General features: G+C 61.6%; 22 protein-coding genes. 9 read left to right on the top strand and 13 right to left on the bottom strand.

The window, feature by feature from the left end:
• The first annotated feature begins 43 nt into the window (after window positions 1–43).
• Entirely contained in the window at window positions 44–1,744 is a 1,701-nt protein-coding gene (locus AC1RM7_RS12540) for a bifunctional diguanylate cyclase/phosphodiesterase (RefSeq protein ID WP_024921405.1), read from the top strand.
• 58 nt (window positions 1,745–1,802) lie between these two features.
• Here the strand turns inward: AC1RM7_RS12540 and phaR are convergent, their stop codons facing one another.
• Window positions 1,803–2,402, bottom strand: a complete 600-nt coding sequence (gene phaR / locus AC1RM7_RS12535) for a polyhydroxyalkanoate synthesis repressor PhaR (protein WP_006022461.1) — start codon at window positions 2,400–2,402, stop codon at window positions 1,803–1,805.
• A gap of 298 nt (window positions 2,403–2,700) precedes the next feature.
• On the opposite strand from phaR, the gene AC1RM7_RS12530 reads away from it, so the two are divergent.
• From AC1RM7_RS12530 to yddG, 3 genes are all read left to right on the top strand, one after another.
• Window positions 2,701–3,876: an acetyl-CoA C-acetyltransferase gene (locus AC1RM7_RS12530; RefSeq protein ID WP_006022460.1), complete on the top strand. Its 1,176-nt coding sequence runs from the start codon at window positions 2,701–2,703 to the stop codon at window positions 3,874–3,876.
• A gap of 138 nt (window positions 3,877–4,014) precedes the next feature.
• Entirely contained in the window at window positions 4,015–4,740 is a 726-nt protein-coding gene (phbB, locus tag AC1RM7_RS12525) for an acetoacetyl-CoA reductase (RefSeq protein ID WP_024921406.1), read from the top strand.
• Between the two features lie 73 nt (window positions 4,741–4,813).
• Complete coding sequence (yddG, locus tag AC1RM7_RS12520) at window positions 4,814–5,689, top strand: aromatic amino acid exporter YddG (protein ID WP_024921407.1); 876 nt, start codon at window positions 4,814–4,816, stop codon at window positions 5,687–5,689.
• Here the strand turns inward: yddG and AC1RM7_RS12515 are convergent.
• Both AC1RM7_RS12515 and gloB read right to left on the bottom strand, forming a co-directional pair.
• Entirely contained in the window at window positions 5,686–6,123 is a 438-nt protein-coding gene (locus AC1RM7_RS12515; RefSeq protein ID WP_024921408.1) for a cupin domain-containing protein, read from the bottom strand. The genes yddG and AC1RM7_RS12515 overlap by 4 nt on opposite strands.
• Window positions 6,123–6,890, bottom strand: a complete 768-nt coding sequence (gene gloB, locus AC1RM7_RS12510; RefSeq protein ID WP_006022456.1) for a hydroxyacylglutathione hydrolase — start codon at window positions 6,888–6,890, stop codon at window positions 6,123–6,125. Before gloB ends, AC1RM7_RS12515 begins: the two co-directional genes overlap by 1 nt.
• Window positions 6,891–7,017: 127 nt before the next feature.
• On the opposite strand from gloB, the gene AC1RM7_RS12505 reads away from it, so the two are divergent.
• Entirely contained in the window at window positions 7,018–7,773 is a 756-nt protein-coding gene (locus AC1RM7_RS12505) for a methyltransferase domain-containing protein (RefSeq protein WP_006022455.1), read from the top strand.
• A 64-nt stretch (window positions 7,774–7,837) separates the two neighbouring features.
• On the opposite strand, the gene AC1RM7_RS12500 is transcribed toward AC1RM7_RS12505, so the two are convergent.
• From AC1RM7_RS12500 to AC1RM7_RS12480, 5 genes are all read right to left on the bottom strand, one after another.
• Window positions 7,838–8,560 (bottom strand): DUF4167 domain-containing protein, encoded by a 723-nt coding sequence (locus AC1RM7_RS12500; protein ID WP_024921409.1) that lies wholly within the window; start codon window positions 8,558–8,560, stop codon window positions 7,838–7,840.
• Window positions 8,561–9,004: 444 nt separating this feature from the next.
• Entirely contained in the window at window positions 9,005–9,889 is an 885-nt protein-coding gene (prmC, locus tag AC1RM7_RS12495) for a peptide chain release factor N(5)-glutamine methyltransferase (RefSeq protein ID WP_492837691.1), read from the bottom strand.
• Window positions 9,886–10,971, bottom strand: coding sequence for a peptide chain release factor 1 (gene prfA / locus AC1RM7_RS12490; RefSeq protein ID WP_024921411.1), 1,086 nt, complete (start codon window positions 10,969–10,971; stop codon window positions 9,886–9,888). Before prfA ends, prmC begins: the two co-directional genes overlap by 4 nt.
• A gap of 59 nt (window positions 10,972–11,030) precedes the next feature.
• Window positions 11,031–13,298, bottom strand: coding sequence for a phosphoenolpyruvate--protein phosphotransferase (gene ptsP, locus AC1RM7_RS12485; RefSeq protein ID WP_024921412.1), 2,268 nt, complete (start codon window positions 13,296–13,298; stop codon window positions 11,031–11,033).
• A 283-nt stretch (window positions 13,299–13,581) separates the two neighbouring features.
• On the bottom strand, window positions 13,582–14,835 hold the full coding sequence (locus tag AC1RM7_RS12480) for an aspartate kinase (protein ID WP_024921413.1): 1,254 nt from the start codon (window positions 14,833–14,835) through the stop codon (window positions 13,582–13,584).
• A gap of 128 nt (window positions 14,836–14,963) precedes the next feature.
• Between AC1RM7_RS12480 and AC1RM7_RS12475 the strand changes: the two genes are divergently transcribed.
• The 3 genes from AC1RM7_RS12475 (at window position 14,964) to AC1RM7_RS12465 (ending at window position 17,212) form a co-directional block, all read left to right on the top strand.
• On the top strand, window positions 14,964–15,419 hold the full coding sequence (locus tag AC1RM7_RS12475; protein WP_024921414.1) for a PH domain-containing protein: 456 nt from the start codon (window positions 14,964–14,966) through the stop codon (window positions 15,417–15,419).
• 41 nt (window positions 15,420–15,460) lie between these two features.
• Window positions 15,461–16,210, top strand: coding sequence for a bifunctional 2-polyprenyl-6-hydroxyphenol methylase/3-demethylubiquinol 3-O-methyltransferase UbiG (ubiG, locus tag AC1RM7_RS12470; protein ID WP_006022448.1), 750 nt, complete (start codon window positions 15,461–15,463; stop codon window positions 16,208–16,210).
• Between the two features lie 102 nt (window positions 16,211–16,312).
• A complete protein-coding gene (locus AC1RM7_RS12465; protein ID WP_492837694.1) occupies window positions 16,313–17,212 on the top strand; it encodes a DMT family transporter in 900 nt (299 codons plus the stop codon).
• Window position 17,213: 1 nt separating this feature from the next.
• Here AC1RM7_RS12465 and AC1RM7_RS12460 read toward each other — a convergent pair whose 3' ends face one another.
• On the bottom strand, window positions 17,214–17,663 hold the full coding sequence (locus AC1RM7_RS12460; RefSeq protein WP_006022446.1) for an EamA family transporter: 450 nt from the start codon (window positions 17,661–17,663) through the stop codon (window positions 17,214–17,216).
• A gap of 135 nt (window positions 17,664–17,798) precedes the next feature.
• Window positions 17,799–18,773: an AraC-like ligand-binding domain-containing protein gene (locus tag AC1RM7_RS12455; RefSeq protein WP_034461104.1), complete on the bottom strand. Its 975-nt coding sequence runs from the start codon at window positions 18,771–18,773 to the stop codon at window positions 17,799–17,801.
• 603 nt (window positions 18,774–19,376) lie between these two features.
• On the opposite strand from AC1RM7_RS12455, the gene AC1RM7_RS12450 reads away from it, so the two are divergent.
• Window positions 19,377–19,943 carry a TetR-like C-terminal domain-containing protein gene (locus AC1RM7_RS12450; RefSeq protein ID WP_024921757.1) on the top strand — a complete coding sequence of 189 codons (567 nt, stop codon included), beginning with the start codon at window positions 19,377–19,379 and terminating at the stop codon, window positions 19,941–19,943.
• A 25-nt stretch (window positions 19,944–19,968) separates the two neighbouring features.
• On the opposite strand, the gene AC1RM7_RS12445 is transcribed toward AC1RM7_RS12450, so the two are convergent.
• The 3 genes from AC1RM7_RS12445 to grxC are packed head-to-tail and all read right to left on the bottom strand — an operon-like array spanning window position 19,969 to window position 21,595.
• Complete coding sequence (locus tag AC1RM7_RS12445) at window positions 19,969–20,436, bottom strand: DUF1178 family protein (RefSeq protein WP_024921758.1); 468 nt, start codon at window positions 20,434–20,436, stop codon at window positions 19,969–19,971.
• The gene (locus tag AC1RM7_RS12440) at window positions 20,433–21,323 is read right to left on the bottom strand and encodes a carbon-nitrogen hydrolase family protein (RefSeq protein WP_024921759.1); all 891 of its coding nucleotides are present in this window, start codon (window positions 21,321–21,323) and stop codon (window positions 20,433–20,435) included. Before AC1RM7_RS12440 ends, AC1RM7_RS12445 begins: the two co-directional genes overlap by 4 nt.
• Window positions 21,320–21,595, bottom strand: coding sequence for a glutaredoxin 3 (grxC, locus tag AC1RM7_RS12435; RefSeq protein WP_024921760.1), 276 nt, complete (start codon window positions 21,593–21,595; stop codon window positions 21,320–21,322). Before grxC ends, AC1RM7_RS12440 begins: the two co-directional genes overlap by 4 nt.
• Between the last annotated feature and the right edge of the window lie 10 nt (window positions 21,596–21,605).

The following is a 21,605-nucleotide window of genomic DNA, read 5'->3' as shown; positions in this document are numbered from 1 at the left end:
GCCGGATCCCGGACCTGCAATTGCACCCGGCGACACCCCCCTTTTGCACAGCGTTCTTCGAACGTCGGATGCGGATCTCCTCGCTGCCCTTGGGCAGGCGAGCTTTTCCTGGAACATCGCCGGCGACACGCTGCACTGGAGCGATAACGTCGCGGCCGTGCTTCGCGACATCCCGCAATCGTCATTGTCGAAGGCCAGCGAGTTCTCGAAGCTGATCGAGCCGATGCGCGCCATCCGCAACGACGCGGTGCTGAACTCCACTGCCACGGACAGCGGCGAGGGGGTGCCGTACCAGATCGAATACGGCGTGCGCGCCAGCACGTCGTCACCGGTGCTCTGGGTCGATGAATGCGGCCGGTGGTTTGCCGGCGCGGATGGAAGGCCGTCCCGTGCGCAGGGAATCATTCGCATCAACAACGAGCGCCACGCCCGGGACGAGCAGCTTCTGAAGCTTTCGCAGGACGATCCGCTGACCGGCGAGTTCAATCGCACACGTCTTATAGCAGCGCTGGCCGAGGCGATCGAAGAAGCCGGCCGTTTCCGCTCATCCTTCGCATTCATGCTGGTCGGCATCGATCACCTTGCGCAAATCAACGATGCCTTTGGCTATGAGGTTGCCGACGAAGTCATCGTCGAAGTCGCAAAGCGCATTCGTGCTCGGCTGCGCGGCGGCGATGTGCTCGGCCGGTTTTCCGGCAACAAGTTCGGCCTGATCCTGAAGAATTGCTCTGTCGATGACATGCATGTCGCGGCCGAGCGGTTTCTTGCGGGAATCCGGGATGAAATCGTGCCGACGCGCTCCGGTCCGGTGGCATTGACCGCGTCGATTGGCGCGATCAACGCACTCCGGCACGCCAGCACCGTCGAAGAGGCGATGAGCCGGACCCAGGAGGCGCTCGATCTCGCCAAGGCGCGCCGCCGGGGTTCGCTGATGGTCTGGCGTCCGAACGTCGAACGCGATGCCCAGCGCCGGGTCAACATCCGGGTCACCGATGAAATCGTCACGGCGCTGAATGAGCGCCGCATTGTGATGGCTTACGAGCCGGTTGTGGCCACGGTCTCGCGGCAGCCAGCATTCTACGAGTGCCTGGTGCGGATGCGCCAGGAGGACGGCGAGTATTCGCTGTCGCCGGACATTGTCCCGGTCGCCGAGAAACTCGGCCTGATCCGGCTTGTCGATCACAGGGTGCTCGAACTGGTCGTCGCTGAGCTGGCCGACGCGCCTCACGCCCAGCTCAGTTTCAATATCTCGCCCGACACGACCATGGATCCGGACTGGTGGGCTAGCATCGAATCGCTGATGCGGGCGCATCCCGGCGTCGCCGAGCGGCTGATCGTGGAGATCACCGAAACCGTCGCGATCCAGGATCTGGACGACGTTCGCGGTTTCGTCACACGGCTGAAGAATTTCGGCAGCCGGATTGCAATCGATGATTTCGGCGCGGGTTACACGTCGTTCCGCAACCTGCGAAAGCTGGGCGTGGACATTGTGAAGATCGACGGCGCGTTCGTGCAGAACATCGCGCGATCATCGGATGACCGGGCTTTCGTGCAGACCCTGATCGATCTCGCCCACCGGCTCGGCATTAAGACGGTGGCCGAATGGGTGCAGGATGAAGAGTCCGCCAAGCTGTTGCAGGGCTGGGGCTGCGACTACATTCAGGGACGGCTGACCGGACTGGCGTCACTGACGAAACCATGGGCCATGGCGGCGAAGCCGGCCGCGGCGATAGGCGCTAACTGACTTCACCGCATCGGCGGCAGAACCTGCCGCCGCGTACGAGTTGCAAGGGCTGCTTCGATCAGCCCTTGTTCTCTGATTCTTTCGACATCCGTTCGAGACGATCCTGCATCTCTTTCATCTGGCGCTTGAGATCGTCGATGTCGGCCTCCGGGGCCTCGTTCGCGGTCGGTGGGGATTCGGCGGACGGAGTTTGATTCCGCACCGGCGCCCCGAACGGCTTGAACATCGCGAACGTGCGCTCGAACATTTCCATGTTGCGGCGGACGTGTTCTTCGAGCGGCGCGAACGGGGTGTTGCTGAACGTGTTCGTCATCTGCTTGCGGAACTTTTCCTGCTCGCGCGTCAGCGTGTCGATGGATTGTTCGAGATACTTCGGCACCACCATCTGCATGCTGTCGCCGTAGAAGCGGATCAACTGGCGCAGGAATGTGGTTGGCAGCAGATTCTGGCCGGCCTTGTTTTCCTGCTCGAAGATGATCTGGGCGAGCACAGAGCGGGTGATGTCGTCACCGGTCTTCGCGTCGTAGACGAGGAAGTCTTCGCCTTCCTTCACCATTGCGGCGAGGTCTTCGAGCGTCACATAGGTGCTGGTGCCGGTGTTGTAGAGGCGCCGATTGGCGTACTTTTTAATGGTAATTGGCTGGTCGGATTTTGCCATGGAGTCACACGTACCTAGCGTAAAGAGGAACCGGCAAACGTTGCCGAGGGCAGTGCAAACAATGCATCGCAATAAACTAAGCACTTTCAGAAAGGTACGGCTACCGTTTTGTGCAGGACGGTTAATGTCCGGGCATGGGGAGGAAGGGCGGAACCGGCCGGCGAGCCGCCAGAATGGCTTTGGCTCATTGACACGAAACGGCTAGGTTAACAGGATAGTGCGAGAGCCAGCTTGAGCCTTGCGGCGGCTTTCCCTCGCGCCTTCACGTCTTTCGACTTCAAAAAAGCAGGAGATGCCCATGTCCGACGATGTCGTCATCGTCAGCGCTGCCCGTACCCCGGTCGGCACGTTCAACGGCGCGTTCGCCAATATCCCAGCCCACGAACTGGGTGCAGTCGCCATCAAGGCTGCGCTTGAGCGGGCCGGTATCGAGCCAGCGCGCGTTTCCGAAGTCATCATGGGCCAGATCCTGACCGCCGCTCAGGGGCAGAATCCCGCCCGTCAGGCCGCCATGAAGGCCGGCATTCCCGTGGAAAGCCCGTCCTGGGGCGTCAACATGCTCTGCGGTTCGGGACTGCGCACGGTGGCGCTGGGCTATCAGGCGCTGATGAACGGCGATTCCGAGATCGTGGTCGCCGGCGGCCAGGAATCCATGAGCATGTCGCCCCATGCACAGCATTTGCGCGCAGGCGTGAAAATGGGTGCTCTCGATTTCGTCGATACCATGATCAAGGACGGCCTGTGGGACGCTTTCAACGGCTACCATATGGGCAACACCGCCGAAAACGTCGCGCGGCAATTCCAGATCACCCGGCAGCAGCAGGATGAGTTTGCCGTCGGTTCGCAGAACAAGGCCGAGGCCGCGCAGAAGGCCGGCAAGTTCAAGGATGAAATCGTCCCGTTCACCGTGAAGACCCGCAAGGGCGATATCGTCGTGGAAGCGGACGAAGGTCCGCGTCATGGCGCGTCGATGGATGCGATGGCCAAGCTGAAGCCAGCCTTTGAGAAAGACGGTTCGGTGACCGCCGGTAACGCGTCGGGCATCAATGACGGCGCCGCGGCGCTGGTGCTGATGACCGCAAAGCAGGCGGCCAAGGAAGGCAAGACCCCGCTCGCACGCATCGTCTCGTGGGCGCAGGCAGGTGTCGATCCGTCCATCATGGGCACCGGACCGATCCCGGCGTCCCGTGCCGCGCTCAAAAAGGCAGGCTGGAAAGCCAGCGATCTCGATCTGATCGAGGCCAATGAAGCCTTCGCCGCGCAGGCCTCGGCCGTGAACAAGGAAATCGGCTGGGATCCCGCCAAGGTCAACGTCAACGGCGGTGCGATTGCGATCGGTCATCCGATCGGTGCATCGGGCGCGCGTGTGCTGGTGACGCTGTTGCATGAAATGCAGAAGCGCGATTCCAAGAAGGGCCTTGCGACGCTTTGCATCGGCGGCGGCATGGGCATTGCATTGTGCGTTGAACGATAAAATTCCCTGAACGCACTGCACAATACAAAATCAAAATGCCCGGCAGTTTGCCGGGCATTTTTTCTTGCTGTTATCGCAATTGGCCTGAATACTTGTTTTCTAAAAACACTTCAGTGAACTGCGGAGGGGATACCTGATATGGCACGCGTGGCATTGGTAACAGGCGGAACGCGCGGCATCGGCGCTGCGATCAGCAAGGCGTTGAAGGCTGCGGATTACAAGGTTGCGGCGAGTTATGCCGGCAACGATGAAGCCGCAGCGAAATTCAAGTCCGAGACGGGAATTCCCGTTTACAAGTGGGATGTCGGTGCGTTCGATGCGTGCGCGGACGGCGTGAAGAAAGTCGAAGCCGAACTCGGGGCGATCGACGTCCTCGTCAACAATGCCGGTATCACCCGCGACGTGCCGTTCCACAAGATGACGCTCGATCAGTGGAATGCCGTGATGAACACCAATCTCGGTTCGCTGTTCAACATGACAAGGCAGGTGATCGAGGGCATGCGCGGCCGCAAGTTCGGGCGCATCATCAACATCTCGTCGATCAACGGCCAGAAGGGCCAGTTCGGTCAGGTCAATTATTCGGCTGCGAAGGCCGGCGATATCGGATTCACCAAGGCGCTGGCGCTCGAGAATGCACGCGGCGGGATCACGGTGAACGCGATCTGCCCCGGCTACATCAACACCGAGATGGTCCAGGCCGTGCCCAAGGACGTGCTCGAAAAGAATGTCATTCCGCAGATTCCTGTAAGCCGCCTCGGCGAGCCGGAGGAAATCGCACGCGCAGTGGTATTCCTTGCCTCCGACGACTCCGGCTTCATTACGGGGTCAACGATGACCATCAACGGCGGACAATACCTGCAATAAGACGTCGTTCCTCGAATAACGGAATCAGCCTCTGGATATGGCGTTATCGCGGATTGAATGGCATTGATCCGCGATGACGTCCTCAACCGCCACCCTTGTCGGCCTCGCTGCCATTGTGATGTGGTCGCTGCTCGCCGCGCTCACCGTGGCGACGGGCCGCGTGCCGCCGTTTCAATTACTGGCGATGACATTCGCCATCGGTGCCTGCATCGGCCCGCTGACATGGCTGTGGCGGCCATCAGCCATTCGCGCGTTGCGGCAACCGTTGCTGGTGTGGCTGGTAGGCATTGGCGGGCTGTTCGGCTATCACGCGCTGTACTTTCTGGCGCTGCGCCTCGCGCCGCCGGCGGAAGCGGGACTGCTGAATTATCTCTGGCCGCTCCTGATCGTGCTGTTGTCTTCGCTGTTGCCGGGCGAGCGGCTGGCGCCGCATCACATCGTCGGCGCGCTTCTCGGCTTCGCCGGGACGATCCTGCTGTTCACGGGAAAGACCGGATCGTCACCCGATCCCGCGCATATTCCCGGCTTTATCGCAGCGTTTATCGCGGCATTTGTCTGGGCCGGCTATTCGGTGATGTCGCGCAAGCTGTCGGCGGTGCCGACCGACGCGGTTGCCGGATTTTGCCTTGCCACCGCGCTGCTCGCGACGGTGGGCCATCTCGTTCTTGAGACGACGGTTTGGCCGGAGACGATGACGCAATGGCTTGCGATCGTGGCACTCGGGATCGGACCGGTAGGTATCGCATTCTTTGTATGGGACATCGGCATGAAGCGCGGCGATATTCGCGTATTGGGCGCAGCCTCTTATGCCACGCCCGTGCTGTCGACCGCGTTTCTGATCATGGCCGGCTTTGCGAAGCCAACCGCAACACTCGCCATCGCCGCCGCGCTGATCGCGGGCGGGGGGTTGATCGCGGCGAAGGACATGATCGTCAAACGATCCCCTTAAGCCGGTGACCAATCCGGCGGCGCGAGCTCAAACCTTGCAAAGTCAAATCCGGGCGCCACAGTGCAGCCGACCAGCGTCCAGTCGCCGGTGCTCTCCGCGGCCTGCCATGCGTGAGCAGGTACAACAGCTTGCGGTTGTTCGCCGGCATTGAGATCCGATCCAAGCCGGATGGCGCGTTCGCCGCCGTCATCGGCGATCCGCAGTATCAGCGGATCGCCGGCATGGTAGTGCCAGATTTCGACGGCATCGACGCGATGCCAGTGTGATGTCTGGCCCCGCGCCAGCAGGAAGTAGATCGCAGTAGATACGGCCCGGCCGCCATCGATGGTGCGGGTATCGCGAAACGTCTCGCGATAGTAGCCGCCTTCAGGATGTGGCTGCAGGCCGAGGCGCGCGACGATGGCGTCGGCCGTCACTGCGGGTGGTTCGCGCATCATGCCTTGTTCTTGCGTTCGCGCAGTTCGCCGAAAACGTCTGCGGGGCTCTTGCCCGCGAGGCCGACAGCGGCGGCAACGGATGGAACGTCCGCACGAAGGAACGTATTGGCTTCCTTCTCGTCGCGGATCAGGGTCGGGATCGTCGGCTGGTTTGCTGCACGCAGTTTCGCCACTTCCTCGGCGCGTGCCTTCAACGCCGGATTGTTCGGCTCGATGCCCAGCGCGAACTTGACGTTTGATGCGGTGTACTCGTGGCCGCAATAGACGCGCATGTCGTTCGGCAATGCGCGCAGCTTCAGAAGCGAGTCCCACATCATCGGATAGGTGCCCTCGAAGACGCGGCCGCAGCCGATCGAGAACAGGGTGTCGGCACAAAACAGCGCGCGGTCCGCGTCGAACACGTAGCTGATGTGATCGAGCGTATGGCCCGGGGTTTCGAGCACGCGCGCAGTGAGGTTGCCGACCTTGACGGTATCGCCTTCCTTGACGCGTTCATCGACCAGCGGAATCGCCGCGGCCTTGTCGTGCGGTGCCACCACGCGGCAATTGTATTTTTCCTTGAGTTCGGCGATGCCGCCGACATGGTCCATATGATGATGGGTGACCAGAATGTCGGTCAGCGTCCAGCCCTCGCGCTGCAACGCCTTGATGATGGGAGCCGCTTCCGGCGCGTCGATCGAGGCGGTGGCCTTGGTGACCGGATCGTGAATGAGATAGCCGAAATTGTCGGAGAGGCAGGGAAACAGGCGAATCTCGGCAGTCATGACGGCTCCATTTGTCGTGATGGCACAGGCTAACACGCCCTCATTCGCGAGTGAAATGCGTTAACGCCGTTGCTGGGATGGCCGCGCGGCCGCTGCACGGCGCTGTTCCCCGTGATAGGCTGGGATCATGACAATCGATGTGATCGATCTGCGGAATTTCTATTCGCAGCGCCTTGGCGCGGTGGCACGGCGTTTGATCAATCGCGGCATCCAGCGGCACTGGCCGCAGGCGGATGGCCTGCGCGTGGCGGGGCTTGGTTATCCGACGCCGTATCTTGGCCTGTTTCGCGAGGATGCGGAGCGGTGCATCGCGCTGATGCCCGCCGCTCAGGGCGTTCTCAAATGGCCCACGGCACGGCCGACGTTGTCGACGCTGGTCGACGAGTTCGCGCTGCCTTTGGCGGACGCCGCGATCGACCGCATCCTGCTGGTTCATGCGCTGGAAATATCCGACGATCCGGAAGGCCTGCTGCGCGAAGTCTGGCGCGTGCTGGCGCCGTCGGGACGGATGATGGCCATTATCCCCAACCGCCGCGGCGTGTGGACGCGGACCGACAATACGCCGTTCGGACACGGCCGTCCGTATTCGCGCTCGCAGATTACGCAATTGCTGAGACAGACGTGGTTCACGCCGACCGCATGGGGCGAAGCGCTGTTCGTGCCCCCATTTCAGGGCGGATGGGTGCTTCGTTCGGCAATGGCGTGGGAGCGGATGAGCGCGGCGGTGTCGTCGCCGTTTGCCGGCGTTCACATCGTGGAAGCATCGAAGCAGGTCTACCGCGCGATCCCGGCACATCGCGAGCGCACGCGTCTTATTCCGTCGATGCCGCCGGTTCTCTTGCCGACGCCGACACGGCGCGATGACCGGCCTGCGGCCGGCTAAACGAAAGCTGCCCGCCTGAGAAGCGCTCAGGCGGGCAGCTAAATCCCAAAATCATCGAACAGGCTTATTCGCTGGCTGAATTGATATCTTCGCCCGCAGGCTGGGCCTGACCTTCAGGACGCGGGCCAGGCGGCCGGCGGCGGCGGCGATGACCGAAGCGCTCGCCACCCGGATTGCCGTTGCCTTCAGCACTGTTTCCGTTTGGCTGCGGCTGGGCTCCACCCGTAATGAAGGATGGAAGCCGATCGACCTGATCGCCTTCCGCGGGCTGTGCCGAAGGCTGCGGACGCTGATCGCGATCACGGAAGTTCTGCTCACGCGGCTGATGCTGTTCGCGCGGATACGGCTGGGACTCGCGCGGCTGGAACTGCGGCTGCTGCTGTTGCGACGGAACAAAGCCGGGCTCAGCGCCGAAATTGGAGTAGCTGTCGCTGTCGTCGCCATTGTCGTCGAGGGCGTCGCCGTCCTGGCGCGGCATCGGCTGCTGCTGTTGCGGCTGGTTCTGGCGGAACTGTTCCTGCGCCGCGGCGATCAGACGGAAATAGTGTTCGGCATGCTGGTAGTAGTTTTCAGCGGCGACCGGATCACCGGACGAGCGCGCATCGCGCGCGAGCTGGACGTACTTTTCCGCAACATGAGAGGCGGTGCCGCGAATTTTGATGTCCGGTCCGTTGGACTCGAAAACCCGGGTCATCGGGTTCTGGCCGCGCCGGTTGTTGTTATTGTTATTATTATTGTTGTTGTTCCGGCTACGCATACGCTTGTTGTTGTTCGGGCCGTTTCTCATGTGGTGCCTTTTACCGATTCTGGATCGTGATGATTGATATGCGGACACGGCGCGATGCATTCGCGCAGGCGGCGATACCGTAAATAGTCAGACCGTAGTTGCCGTATTTCGCGTTCAACAAGGACGCGTTCTCCAAATGCCCGCAGGCAATGAGCCGTCTGGGCCGGATCAGCCTGAGCCTTCAGGCGTGACGTTGAGCGGTTGATTGTTCAAGCGCAATATCAGGCTTTCGTTCGCTTCGAGGTCTCAAGCAGCGCAGCTCTTTCAGCCTTCGCGCTCGTCATGACCTGCCTTTGTAGGAACCTTTCACTCGGCGGGCGTCCCTCTCGAGACTTCTGGCTCGGCCCGTATGAACGGGGGCCACGACCCTGAACCGATGCTGTGGCCGGAACGTAGTCGCTCCGGGGCAATATTCCAAGAGGTTTTTTCTGGCCCGGATACCCTTTAAAATGCCGCTTTTCGCCCCATGACGGCACGGTGAATGCCGCCCAGATCGGCCACAGGCGGCCGTGGGAGAGTTAATTTCGCCGCGCGCATCAGATCGCTCACAGGCGTGCTTTGATCGTGCCCGGTCTCGACGATCAGGACCCCACCAGGGCCGAGCAGGGCGGCTGCCTGAGGTATGATTGCACGATAGGCATCCAGACCGTCCGTGCCCCCGTCCAGCGCCAGAATCGGGTCGTGATCGCGGACATCGTGGTCGAGGGTCGCGATGTGCGAGGAAGGGATGTAGGGCGGATTCGAGACGATGAGATCGAACGGACCGGACAGCGCGGCCGCATAGTCGCATTGGACGAACGAAGCCCGGCCGGCGAGATCGAAGCGGCGTGCATTCAACTCCGCAGTTGCGAGAGCCTCCGCGCTGATGTCAGTGCCGACGCCTGTTGCTTCCGGAAATTCGGACAGCAGTGCCAGCAGAATGGCGCCGGAGCCGGTGCCGATATCTGCGATGCGCACCGCGCTTGCTCGGGAGTTTTGGAAGAATTCAAGCGCGGCCTCAATGACGGTTTCGGTATCGGGACGCGGGACCAGCGTCGCCGCGGAAAGCCGGAAATCAAGACCCCAGAATTCCTTGCGGCCCAGAATGCGTGCCACCGGTTCATGCGCCATCCGGCGCTGAGCGAACCGTGCGATCGCTTTCGATTCCTGGCTGGTGATGAGGCGCGCCGCCTGTGCGGCGAGGGCGGTGTGATCGAGATCGAGCGCGGCGCCGATCAGCAGCCGCGCATCGAGTTCAGGGGTCTCGATACCGCGTGCCTTGAATTGAGCCGCGAGCGCGCGGCGGGACGCTTCTATCGTCAATCCGGCGAACGGGTCGCTCGCGCTCACAGCGCGTTGCCCTGTTCTGCAAGCAGCTTTGCCTGATGTTCGGTGGTCAGCGCATCAACCAGTTCGCCGAGCGCATCGCCCGCGATCACCTGCGGCAATTTGTAGAGCGTGAGGTTGATCCGGTGGTCGGTGACGCGGCCCTGCGGAAAATTGTAGGTCCGGATCCGTTCGGAGCGGTCGCCGGACCCGACCTGGCCCTTGCGTTCGGCGGAGCGTTCGGCGTCGATACGCTGCCGCTCGGCGTCATAGATGCGTGAGCGCAAAATGTTCATCGCGCTGGCGCGATTCTTATGCTGGGAGCGGCTGTCCTGCATGTTGACGACGATGCCGGTCGGAATGTGCGTGATGCGGATTGCGGATTCAGTCTTGTTGACATGCTGTCCGCCGGCGCCCTGTGCGCGCATGGTCTCAATCCGCAGGTCGTCACTCTTGATGGCGACGTCGACTTCTTCAGCTTCAGGCAGCACGGCCACGGTCGCAGCCGACGTGTGGATGCGGCCCTGGGTTTCGGTATCGGGCACGCGCTGCACGCGGTGTACGCCGGATTCGAATTTCAGCTTCGCGAATGCGCCGCGGCCCTGCACCTCGGCGACGATTTCCTTGTAGCCGCCCATGGTGCCCTCGGAGGCGGAAATCAGATCCACCTTCCAGCCCTGCAGCGCCGCGAAGCGTTCGTACATGCGGAACAGGTCGCCGGCGAACAGCGAGGCTTCATCGCCGCCGGTGCCGGCGCGAATTTCGAGCATCACGTTGCGCTCGTCCATCGCGTCCTTGGGCAACAGCGCGATGCGAATATCCTGCGCGAGTTCGTCGCGCCGGGCTTCAAGCTGCGGCCGTTCACCCTCCGCCATCGCCCGCATGTCCGGTTCGGTGGCAGGATCGGCGATCAGTGCATCGATGCCGGCGATCTCGTCGACTGCCGAACGATACGCCTTCACCGCATCGACCACCGGCGTCAGTTCGCTCAGTTCGCGGGTGATGCGAACATAGGTTTCCGAATTCACCTGGCCGAGCAGTTCGGCTTCAAGCGAGGCATGACGCGCCAGCAACGCATCGAGTTTGATTTCGGGCAGTGTGGTCATAGGTCTCGATCGGTCGGGATGAATTCAGCGGCGGGCTTCGGAACTGTCCAGAAGCGTCGCTACAACGAAAGCCCTTCGGCTTCGGCGAATTCCATCAGCTTGCTGCGAATCGATACGCTTCCGGCCGGCGCATCCAGCAGCGGCATAATCATGGCCTCGGCTTTCTTTGCGTCGAGATCGAGAATCAGAGCCTTCACCGGACCATGCGCCGTCGCCGACAGCGACAGCGAGCGGTAGCCCAGCGCGATCAGCGCCAGTGCGCCGAGCGGCTGCGAGGCCATCTCGCCGCACAGCGAGACGGACTTGCCTGCCGCATTGGCCTTCTTCGCGATGTCGCGCAGGGCCCGCAGGATCGGCGCCGACAGCGTGTCGAAGCGGTCGGTGACCCGCGAGTTGCCGCGATCGACCGCGAACAGAAACTGGAACAGGTCGTTCGAGCCGACCGAAATGAAGTCGACCCGCGTGAGCAGTTCATCCATCTGATAGAGCAGCGCCGGGACCTCGACCATGGTGCCGACATCGACCCGCTCGGGCAGCGTATGTCCGTGCTGGCGCAGATAGGTCAGTTCGCGCTCTATGACGAGCTTGGCCTGATCGAATTCATCGACCTGCGAAATCATCGGGAACATGACGCGCAAGTATCTTCCCGAAGCCGCACGCAAAAGCGCACGGATCTGCCCGCGGAGCAGGCCTGGACGATCGAGGCCGAGCCGGATCGCGCGCCAGCCGAGCGCCGGGTTCTCTTCCACGATCGTATCCATGTACGGCAGCGCCTTGTCGCCGCCGATATCAAGCGTGCGGAAGGTCACCGGCTTGTCGCCGGCCGCATCCAGCACCGAACGATACAGCGCAAGCTGCTCGCTGGTGCGCGGCAGGCTCTGGCCGACCATGAACTGCAACTCGGTGCGGAACAGTCCGATGCCGGATGAGCCCGTGTCGTCGATATGGGGCAGGTCGATGATGAGGCCGGCGTTGATCATCAAGTCGACGGGCTGGCCGTCTTTCGTGACGCAGGGCTTGTCCCGCAATTCGCGGTACTGTTCCTGACGGCGTGCGCGGAAGCGCACCCGCTCGGCGTAGGCGGATTGGATTTCCTGTGACGGACGGATGTAGATCGAACCCGACGTGCCATCGACGATGATCGCGTCGCCGGGATCGGCGATGCCTGCGGCGTTCGCCACTTCACCGACTGCCGGAATGCCGAGCGCGCGCGCGACGATGGACACATGCGAGTTGGCAGTGCCTTCTTCCAGCACAAGACCGCGTAGCCGCTTGCGGTCGTAATCGAGCAATGCAGCCGGGCCCATCGAGCGCGCGATCAGGATGGCGTTGTCGGGCAACTGCTCGCGCGAGGGCGCGTGATCCTGTCCCACCAGTTGCCGCATCAGGCGATGGCCGAGGTCTTCCAGATCATGCAGGCGGTCGCGCAGATAGGGATCGGTCGAGCGCAGCATGCGCGCCCGGGTATCGGACTGCACGCGCTCAACGGCGGCTTCCGCTGTCAGGCCCGTCGCCACCGCCTCATGCAGCTTGTGCTGCCAGCCCTGGTCGTTGGCGAACATGCGGTAGGCTTCAAGCACGTCGCGGTGCTCGCCGCCTTCGGCGACATCGCCGCGTTCCAGCATGCGGTCGAGATCGGAGCGCAGTTTCAGGATCGCCGTGTCGAGCCGCTTGAGTTCCTTCGGCAGATCCTCGGCGATGTAGTTGGTGATGACGACGCGCGGCTCGTGCAGCACGACATGGCCGAGCGCGATGCCATCCGACAGGATCGCGCCGGTCTTGTGCAGCGAATGACGTGCCGCCGGCTCGGCACCAGGCTTGGCGATGGCCGACAGCTCGCCCGAGGCGATCATTTCCGCGACCACCATGGCGGTGGTCTGCAGCGCTTCGACTTCTTCCTCGACGTAGGTGCGGTGAGCGCGGTTCTGCACCACCAGCACGCCGAGCGTGTTGCCCGATCGCAGGATCGGCACACCGAGGAACGAGTGATAGATTTCTTCGCCGGTTTCCGGGCGGTACGAGAATGCCGGATGCGACTGCGCGTTCGACAGGTTCAGCGGCGTCGCCTCGGAGGCAACGAGACCGACAAGGCCTTCGTGGGCGTTCAGCACGGTCTGGTGGACCGCGTCCCGGTTCAGACCTTCGGTGGCATAGAGCTCAAGGGTGTTGTCGACGCGCAGCACGTAGGTCGAGCAGACCTCCGCCACCATGTTGGCGGCGATCAGCACCACGATCTTGTCGAGCCGTTCCTGAGCGCTGACCTGTTCGGCCATCACTTCGCGGAGCCGTCTCAACAAGACGCGGGGGCCTCCCAGCGCGCTCCGCATCCGTTGACATCCTTACCCGCAATTCCAGCACGGCCCGCAACCGGCTGCCATAGCGTTAACTAGCAGTAAAATAACGACTTTTCAGGTCTCGCGTGGACCGCTTGGCCGATTTTGGGACGTAGCAGACGGTCCAGAACCAGAGGCGCGGGCGCGGGTGCCTTATCCTGAGGCTATATCGAATTGAGGCGCGTTTTGCCAAGCAAAACACCTGCCAAAGATGAGAGGCAGTCCAGCAAAATGTCCTCGGCAAAATGCCGCGGCGGCGTGCAAGGCAGGATCGGGCTTAGGCCTGATCCAGCCCGTAGAGCGTATGCAGCGTCCGGACGGCCAGTTCGGTATAGGCCGCGTCGATCAGCAGCGAGAACTTGATCTCGGATGTGGTGATGGCGCGGATGTTGATGTTGCGCTCGGACAGCGCCTTGAAGGCCTGCGCGGCGACGCCGGCGTGGCTGCGCATGCCGATGCCGATCACCGAAACCTTGGCGACGTCGGTGGCCGAGTCCATCGCCTTGTAGCCGATCTTGTCCTTCGCCTTGGTGATGGTGTCCTTGGCGCGGCTGTATTCGGAGGCCGGAACGGTGAAGGTGAGGTCGGTGTATTTGCCGTCCTCGGACACGTTCTGCACGATCATGTCGACATTGATGCTCGCATCCGCAAGCGGCCCGAAAATCGCGGCTGCGATGCCTGGCTTGTCCTCGATCTGGCGCACGGAAATCTGGGCTTCGTCCTTTGAGAACGCGATCCCGGTGACGACCTGGCTTTCCATGATTTCCTCCTCGCTGCAAATCAGCGTTCCCGGCGGCGTGCCGTGGGGATCGATATCTTCCGGCTTGTCGAAGCTCGAGCGCACGAACACCGGCACGTTGTGAACCATGCCCAGCTCCACGGAGCGGACCTGCAGCACCTTGGCGCCAAGCGACGCCATTTCCAGCATTTCCTCGAACGCGACCTTCTCCAGCCGCCGCGCTTTCGGCACCACGCGTGGATCGGTGGTGTAGACGCCGTCGACATCGGTGTAGATGTCGCAGCGGTCGGCGTGGATCGCAGCCGCAATCGCAACGGCGGATGTATCGGAGCCGCCGCGGCCGAGCGTGGTCACGCGGCCCGTCGCTTCGTGGATGCCCTGGAAGCCGGCGATCACGGCGACTTCCTTGCGTTCTTTGAAACGCTTGATCAGCTCGCTGCCGTCGATGCCGGTGATGCGGGCGGACGCATGCGCGTCGCTGGTATGGATCGGAATCTGCCAGCCCTGCCACGAGCGGGCCTGGATGCCCAGCGACTGCAGCGCAATGGCCAGCAGACCGGACGTGACCTGTTCGCCTGACGCCACGATGGCGTCGTATTCACGCGCGTCGTGCAGCGGCGAGGTCTCTGTGGCCCAGGCCACCAGTTCGTTGGTTTTGCCGGACATGGCAGACACGACAACGGCGACGTCATGACCGGCATCGACCTCGCGCTTCACGTGCTGTGCGACGTTGCGGATGCGGTCGATGTTGGCGACGGAGGTGCCGCCGAATTTCATCACAAGGCGGCCCATGGTGAATGGTGCGGTCCCGGTTAGGCTGGTTGTCAGTAAGGGGCCAGTTCCGCGCAAAACGGCAGCACGGCCCCGAAAAGGCGGCTATACATACCCATCAGGTCGCGAGCAAGCAACACGGGACGGGAATGAGCCGCTATATCGACGATATCCTGCAGCCAGGCGAGAAGATTCTGTATTCCACCACGATTCACGGGATCGTCTATCTTCCGGGACTGGTTTGCCTGGCCGCCTCCGCGGCCTGTCTGGTCGGTTCGGGCGGCGGGGTCATCTTCCCGCTCCTGGCGTTGAGCGCCCTTCTGGCGCTTGTGGGCGGCTTCCTGCTGTTTCGGGCCTGGTTCCAGCGTTGGACGACGGAAACGGACGTGACGTCGCTGCGGGTGGTCCACAAGGAAGGCTTCATCAAGCGCCAGACCTTTGAGATGAGCCTCGATAAAATCGAAAGCGTCGATGTCAGCCAGAGCATCCTGGGCCGGATTTTTGGATGGGGAGATGTCAGGGTTAACGGTGTCGGAGAGGGCACGAAGACGATAAAGATGATCGGTGCGCCGATCGAATTCCGCAATCATATTACGGCACGCTAAATTTTCGGCAGGCATTGTCGATAACCCGGTAAACGCCCGTTATGAGTACAAATTCTCCATCTGCGTCCACGGTCGATCCCGGCGAAGTCGCGCGGTTCTCCGAACTGTCCGAACAGTGGTGGGATCCGAAGGGCAAGATGGCGCCGCTGCACAAGATCAATCCGTTGCGGCTGGCCTATATCCGCGACGCGGCGTGCCGCAAGTTCGACCGCAACCCGAAAAGTCTGAACTGTCTGTCGGGATTGCGCATCCTTGATATCGGCTGCGGCGCAGGCCTGCTGTGCGAGCCGCTGACCCGTCTCGGCGCGCAGGTGATCGGTGTCGATCCGTCGGCCACCAACATCGCGGTTGCCAAACTTCATGCCGAACGGGGTCACCTCAGCATCGACTACCGCTGCACGACCATCGAAGAGATGGACCCGCGTGAACGGTTCGACATCGTGCTGGCGATGGAGGTTGTCGAACACGTCGCCAATGTCGGGATGTTTCTCGATCGCTGCGCGGCGCTGCTCAAGCCGACCAGCATGATGGTGGTTTCGACCATCAACCGCACCTGGAAGAGTTTTGCCCTTGCCATCGTCGGCGCGGAATACATTCTGCGCTGGCTGCCGCGCGGCACCCATCAATGGGACAAGTTCGTCACGCCGGCCGAACTGACGCATCATCTCGAGCGCAACAAGCTCGCCATCAGCGATCAGGCGGGCGTGGTCTACAATCCGCTGGCCGACCGGTGGAGCCTCTCGTCCGACATGGACGTGAACTACATGGTGATCGCGGAGGCGGCGGTTTAGGATCGTGCAGCGCCTGCATGAGATCTTGCCGGTTGACCGGGGGCCGCTGACAATGGCCCTCTGGGATGCAGCGCTCCCGCCGTTCTGGCCCTGTCCCTCATCATGACCCAGTTCGTTTGGCTCTGGATACCCTTCACCCTGCTCGCGGCGGCAGGTCAGGTCGTGCGCAACGCCATGCAGCGCGGGCTGACGGCTCAGCTTGGCACGCTGGGTGCGACCCATATCCGATTCCTGTTCGGATTTCCGTTTTCGCTTGTCTTTCTTGGGCTGATCCTCGCCGTGAATGGCGACCGGCTGTCGTGGCCCGAGACGGTGTTCTGGGCGTGGCTCCTGGTCGGCGGCATGGCGCAGATTCTTGCCACTGCCCTGATGCTGATGGCGATGAACGAGCGCTCGTTCGTGGTGACGACGGCATATCTGAAGACCGAGGCCATCCAGGCGGCGATCTTCGGATTTGTGTTCCTCGCGGACCATCTCACGGTGTTGAAGGTGGCGGCCATTCTGATCGCCACCATCGGTGTGGTGATTACCGCGCTGCGGCCTGGCGGCATGAAGGGCTTCGGCACCCTGAAGCCGACCGCGCTGGGATTGCTGGCGGCGTCGTTCTTTGCACTATCGGCGGTGGGCTATCGCGGCGCCATTCTCAATGTGACCGGCGTCAGCTTCGTTACCGCCGCAAGCGTGACGCTGGTTGCGACCCTGCTGATGCAAACCATCGTCCTGTCAGGCTGGCTGATCGTGCGCGCACCGGGCACCATGACGGCGATCTTCCGGCTCTGGAAGCCGTCGATGTTTGCCGGCTTCATGGGATCGTTCGCGTCGCTGTTCTGGTTTCTTGCCTTCGCGCTCACTGCCGCTGCGAATGTGCGGACGCTGGCGCTGGTCGAGGTGCTGTTCGCGCAAGTGGCGGCTTATTATTCGATGAAGCAGCCCATCTCGGCGCGGGAAATATCCGGTATCGCGCTGATCCTGATCGGCGTGGCGATGCTGGTGGCGGTTTAAGTTACTTCTTCACCGCAAGAAGCACCGCGCCCGCCGCGATCAGCACGATCCCGAGCCATCCCGTTGCGGACGGCCGCTCGCCAAGAAACAGAAAAGCGAACAGCGCGACCAGCACCACGCTCAGCTTGTCGATCGGCGCCACGAGCGTCGCTGGCCCAAGCTTGAGCGCGCGAAAGTAACAGAGCCACGACGCGCCGGTTGCGAGCCCGGACAGCACGAGGAATGTCCAGGTTCTCGTTGAGATGGGACCGGGTGCGCTGAACTGTCCGGTGGCGAAGAGAATGACCGCGAAGCTCGCCAGCACGATGATCGTGCGGATGAACGTCGCCAGATCCGGGTTGATGTCCTCGACGCCGACCTTGGCGAAAATCGCGGTGAGCGCGGCAAACACCGCCGACAGCAGCGCCCACATCTGCCATGAACCGGACCAGGACATCGAATCGGGGCTCATATCAGGTTCTCGGGTGGCTCCCAGGTTTGATCCAGGACGCAGACTCATGAGCGCCGAGCCATTGCGCCTCGTCGGGTTACCCTAGCGGACCGCCGATGGAGGTCGCCACTTTTTTCTCTCGATGCGCGCCCAGGGTCAGAGCCGCCCATCTTGCCGAGATTGCGCCGCCGATTTCTGATACTCGCGCGGTGAAGCCCCATACGCTGCTTTAAAGCAGCGGCCAAAGTGCGTCATGTCCGAAAACCCCCATCCCTGCGCGATTTCGGCTATGGTTCGGTGCATCTGGTTGGGATCTTCGAGAGCAACCCGGCAATGTGAGAGCCGCCTGGACAGAATGAGACGGTGAAGCGAGAGATCCTGTTCGGCAAGAATTGCGTTCGCATATCGGACGCTTATTCCGACAATATCGGCGACCTTCTGTCCGTCGAGGTCGGGATCGGTGAGCCTCGCTTCGACCACTGCACGAATCTGTCCCAGCAACAACGCTTTTGGATTTGAGACGCGAGCAGTCGCGCTCCCTGTTGTTCTCGCAATGGATAATCCGATTAAGTCGAGGACATGATTTCCGACCATCTCTTCCATTAAAGAAGTTATCCTCCCAGCGAGCAATGGCAGCTTTGCGGCAACAGAAAGTGCCAGATCATCGTCCGCCCGCTCTGTCGACACACGGCGCCCGATCAAATCCTGGCAACCACCTATTCGTGCGCGTAGCTCGCGACGCGGAGCCTTGATAACAAGGGTTTTCGAATCTCGCGAAAACCGCGCATCATAAGGCAAGCGCGGCTCAAGAAGTGTCAGCGAACCGGCGTCCAGGTTAACCTCGCGCGCGTTCTGGACGATAAAGATTTTACCCGACAACTGGTAACACAGGAACACTGTGTCCGGGCTGGTGCGCCCGACATGGGCCAAGGTGTGAGCGACCTGCATCGGCGAGTTGTTGAATTCAACAAGGTCCAGATTGCCGAAGTTCGAGGCTTTGATCTCGGCCTGAAATGTCGCCCGGTTTTCCGGCACAGAGTCATGACCGATGATCTCCCTGCAGGCGACGCTGTGCCAAAAATCAAATCGGTCGCGGGGGTGAACCGCGGAGGTGGAGAATATCGCTTTCAACTGGTTGCCGTTCCTTAACCCGTCGCGTAGCCGACGAATTGATCCATGGTAGCCGAATACAAGCACACACCATTTGCTAGGAACAAACGCAACTCGAAATTCTGTTGTTGGACGTTCACTCGCAGGGAACCTAGGACTTTTTCGCCGCCATTAGCAAAAATACGGGCTGCAGATGCAACGACCGACGATTCACGACCGTCAGGCGACTCAACTGTCAGAACAACTGCCAGTAGAGGCGGGAAACTTTTCCCGCCTACGAGCCATTGTCCTCGCAAATGAGTCGAGGACCAGGCAGACGCTGGGGTTTCCGTCCTTGAGTCTGGCGAAGCCGAAGCGCGTATCTTTCTCCACTCCACTTTATGCGAGATGCACGTCGGTCGATGGATTGTGGGCCACAAACTGCCGGGTCTTGAGCGTTTGGGACCTCGGTGCCCAAATTGAGGCGATTCTTCCGGGCGATCTCACCCAGTTCCACCTCTTATTCACGCCCCCTCCAAGGTTGGTCTCCAAACAATGCAGGAGAGTCAGCACACGCGGCAACCTGATCGAAGTCTTGTATCTGCGAAGACAACCGACCTTCCTCCTGAACGCGAGTCTGGATTTATGAGCGAACGTAGCTTTAGCGTTGATCAAATGTTGTCGGCATCCTGGGATCAACTGCTCGCTAGAGATCTCGCCTCAGAGGTAAAGGATTTTTGCGGCGACAAGCGTTATCCGTTTCCGGAATTGCGGAGATTCTTCGCCATAAAGGGGTATCGTGACCTTCTCGTTAGGTTGAAGACAGCATGCAAGGACCAAACGTCATTTGACGCCTTGAAGTCGGTTGCCCGAGAAATGCGACAGTATGCGTTGGACCGTCCCGCCTTGTGGGCTGCCACATCCAGAACGGCCACAATTGATTGTGCCGAGTGGCGGGCAGGCGACAAAGAACTTTACGACTTCATTAAATCTATTCTCGCTGAATGTGGAGTGCATGGGCAACACGCAGAAAGCGCTTGGTATATGCTTCGCAGCTTAGTGCGCGGCTTTACCATGCATCAGATCCTGGGCTCATTCTCGCAAGTCCATTCGTATGACGAGAGCTTCGAGAGGATGGTCGAGATCTACGTGGCCGGGGTGTGCTCGGTCGGGGCTTCTGCCAGGCAGCCGTGCGCGACCACGCCGGAGTAGACCTGCCGCTTCATGAGCACGTGCCTTAATTCCTGTCGCCCGGCAGCACAGGAAGAGGAGCCACTTCGATGCCTTCGTCGATCAGCGCGCGCGCCTCTTCGGTGGTTGCCTCGCCGTAGATCGCGCGATGCTCGGTGTCGCCGTAGTGCATCCTGCGGGCTTCCTCGGGGAACTTGTTGCCGACATTGTCGGCATTCCTGAGGACGGTGTCGCGCAACTCTCTCAGTTTGGCCACAAGCTCGCGTTCCTGCGGCGCCATCACCAGCGATGTCGATGTGGTGTCGTCGGCCGCTGGGGCTACCGGCTCCGGCGCCGATTTGGATTTCCCCTTGCGCGCGATGCGCGGGGCCATGATTGCCTTATCGACCTTGATGGATTCACAGACGGGGCAGGCGACAAGCCCGCGCTTGCGCTGGCTGTCGTAAGCTGCGGAACTCTGAAACCAGCTGTCGAATGCGTGGCCGCGCTCACAGCGCAGCGCATAGCGGATCATGCCGATCCTCGTACGAGATGCAGATGTTCCGGCCCGGCCTTCGGGTCGGCGAGGCCGAAGCGGCGGCCATGCTGCAGAGACGGGATGCTCTTGCGGACCGCCTGCACTTTCGCCGGATCGATCTTCGCCAGCACCACGCCGGGTTCGGTGCCGCCTTCCGCGAGGATTTCACCCCATGGATCGACGATCAGCGAATGGCCGTAGGTTTCGCGGCCGCTTTCGTGTTTGCCGGCCTGCGCGGCCGCGAAGATGAAGCAGCCGTTCTCGATGGCACGGGCACGCAGAAGCGTGCTCCAGTGCGCTTCGCCGGTCCTGACCGTAAAAGCGGACGGCACCGCAATGAACGATGCACCGGCCTCCGCGAGCGCACGGTAGAGCGCGGGGAAGCGAACATCGTAGCAGATCGTCAGCCCGATCCGGCCCCACGGCAGATCGGAGATGACGGCGGTTTCGCCCGGCTGATAGTTGGCGGACTCGCGGTAGCTCTCGCCGCCGTCGAGTTCGATATCGAACATGTGAATCTTGTCGTAGCTGGCAAGGATGGTGCCGTCCGGCGCGATCAGGAACGAACGATTGGCTGCGCGTTCCGGTGTAGCGCGTACCGCAATCGATCCGATGTGCAGGTAGATTTTCAGTTCGCGCGCGAGGTCGCGATAGGCCTTAAGCGAACGGTCGTCTTCGTCGTTCGCCAGCAGTTCGAACAGCGCCTTGCGGTTCTGCTGGATGATGTTGGTGACTTCAGGTGTCTGGACGTAGTCCGCACCCTTGGCCTTGGCTTCACGGATCAGCTCGATTCCCTGGGCAAGGCTTGTCTCCGGCAGCATCGCGGTGCGCATCTGCACCATGGCTGCGGTGAACGGAGCGCCGCTTTCGATGATGGCTGTCATGAAGATACCTTCTGACCGGCGAGCAGGCCGTCGAGCCTGCCTTCGCGGTCGAGCGCATAGAGTTCGTCGCAGCCGCCGACATGCTGCTTGTCGATGAAGATTTGCGGAAACGTCGCGCCGCCGTTCGAGCGTTGGACCATCTCGGCGCGCCAGTTCGGATCGACCGCCACATCGAACTCGGTGAAGGTCGCACTCTTGCGGTTCAGCAGCGACTTGGCAGCGCTGCAATAGCCGCATCCGGGGCGGGTGTAGATCTCGACGACTGCGGGCATGGCTTGCCTT

Source organism: Afipia sp. GW822-FHT03D08 (assembly GCF_058801645.1).
Note: the sequence above shows the minus strand (reverse complement) of the source record. Positions and strands in the feature narration are given on the sequence as shown.

Coding starts and splice junctions, on each gene's coding strand:
- phaR (WP_006022461.1), bottom strand. CDS start 2,402: ATGGCAAAATCCGACCAGCCAATTACCATTAAAAAGTACGCCAATCGG.
- AC1RM7_RS12530 (WP_006022460.1), top strand. CDS start 2,701: ATGTCCGACGATGTCGTCATCGTCAGCGCTGCCCGTACCCCGGTCGGC.
- phbB (WP_024921406.1), top strand. CDS start 4,015: ATGGCACGCGTGGCATTGGTAACAGGCGGAACGCGCGGCATCGGCGCT.
- yddG (WP_024921407.1), top strand. CDS start 4,814: ATGACGTCCTCAACCGCCACCCTTGTCGGCCTCGCTGCCATTGTGATG.
- AC1RM7_RS12515 (WP_024921408.1), bottom strand. CDS start 6,123: ATGCGCGAACCACCCGCAGTGACGGCCGACGCCATCGTCGCGCGCCTC.
- gloB (WP_006022456.1), bottom strand. CDS start 6,890: ATGACTGCCGAGATTCGCCTGTTTCCCTGCCTCTCCGACAATTTCGGC.
- AC1RM7_RS12505 (WP_006022455.1), top strand. CDS start 7,018: ATGACAATCGATGTGATCGATCTGCGGAATTTCTATTCGCAGCGCCTT.
- AC1RM7_RS12500 (WP_024921409.1), bottom strand. CDS start 8,560: ATGAGAAACGGCCCGAACAACAACAAGCGTATGCGTAGCCGGAACAAC.
- prfA (WP_024921411.1), bottom strand. CDS start 10,971: ATGACCACACTGCCCGAAATCAAACTCGATGCGTTGCTGGCGCGTCAT.
- ptsP (WP_024921412.1), bottom strand. CDS start 13,298: ATGCGGAGCGCGCTGGGAGGCCCCCGCGTCTTGTTGAGACGGCTCCGC.
- AC1RM7_RS12480 (WP_024921413.1), bottom strand. CDS start 14,835: ATGGGCCGCCTTGTGATGAAATTCGGCGGCACCTCCGTCGCCAACATC.
- AC1RM7_RS12475 (WP_024921414.1), top strand. CDS start 14,964: ATGAGCCGCTATATCGACGATATCCTGCAGCCAGGCGAGAAGATTCTG.
- ubiG (WP_006022448.1), top strand. CDS start 15,461: ATGAGTACAAATTCTCCATCTGCGTCCACGGTCGATCCCGGCGAAGTC.
- AC1RM7_RS12465 (WP_492837694.1), top strand. CDS start 16,313: ATGACCCAGTTCGTTTGGCTCTGGATACCCTTCACCCTGCTCGCGGCG.
- AC1RM7_RS12460 (WP_006022446.1), bottom strand. CDS start 17,663: ATGAGCCCCGATTCGATGTCCTGGTCCGGTTCATGGCAGATGTGGGCG.
- AC1RM7_RS12450 (WP_024921757.1), top strand. CDS start 19,377: ATGAGCGAACGTAGCTTTAGCGTTGATCAAATGTTGTCGGCATCCTGG.
- AC1RM7_RS12445 (WP_024921758.1), bottom strand. CDS start 20,436: ATGATCCGCTATGCGCTGCGCTGTGAGCGCGGCCACGCATTCGACAGC.
- AC1RM7_RS12440 (WP_024921759.1), bottom strand. CDS start 21,323: ATGACAGCCATCATCGAAAGCGGCGCTCCGTTCACCGCAGCCATGGTG.
- grxC (WP_024921760.1), bottom strand. CDS start 21,595: ATGCCCGCAGTCGTCGAGATCTACACCCGCCCCGGATGCGGCTATTGC.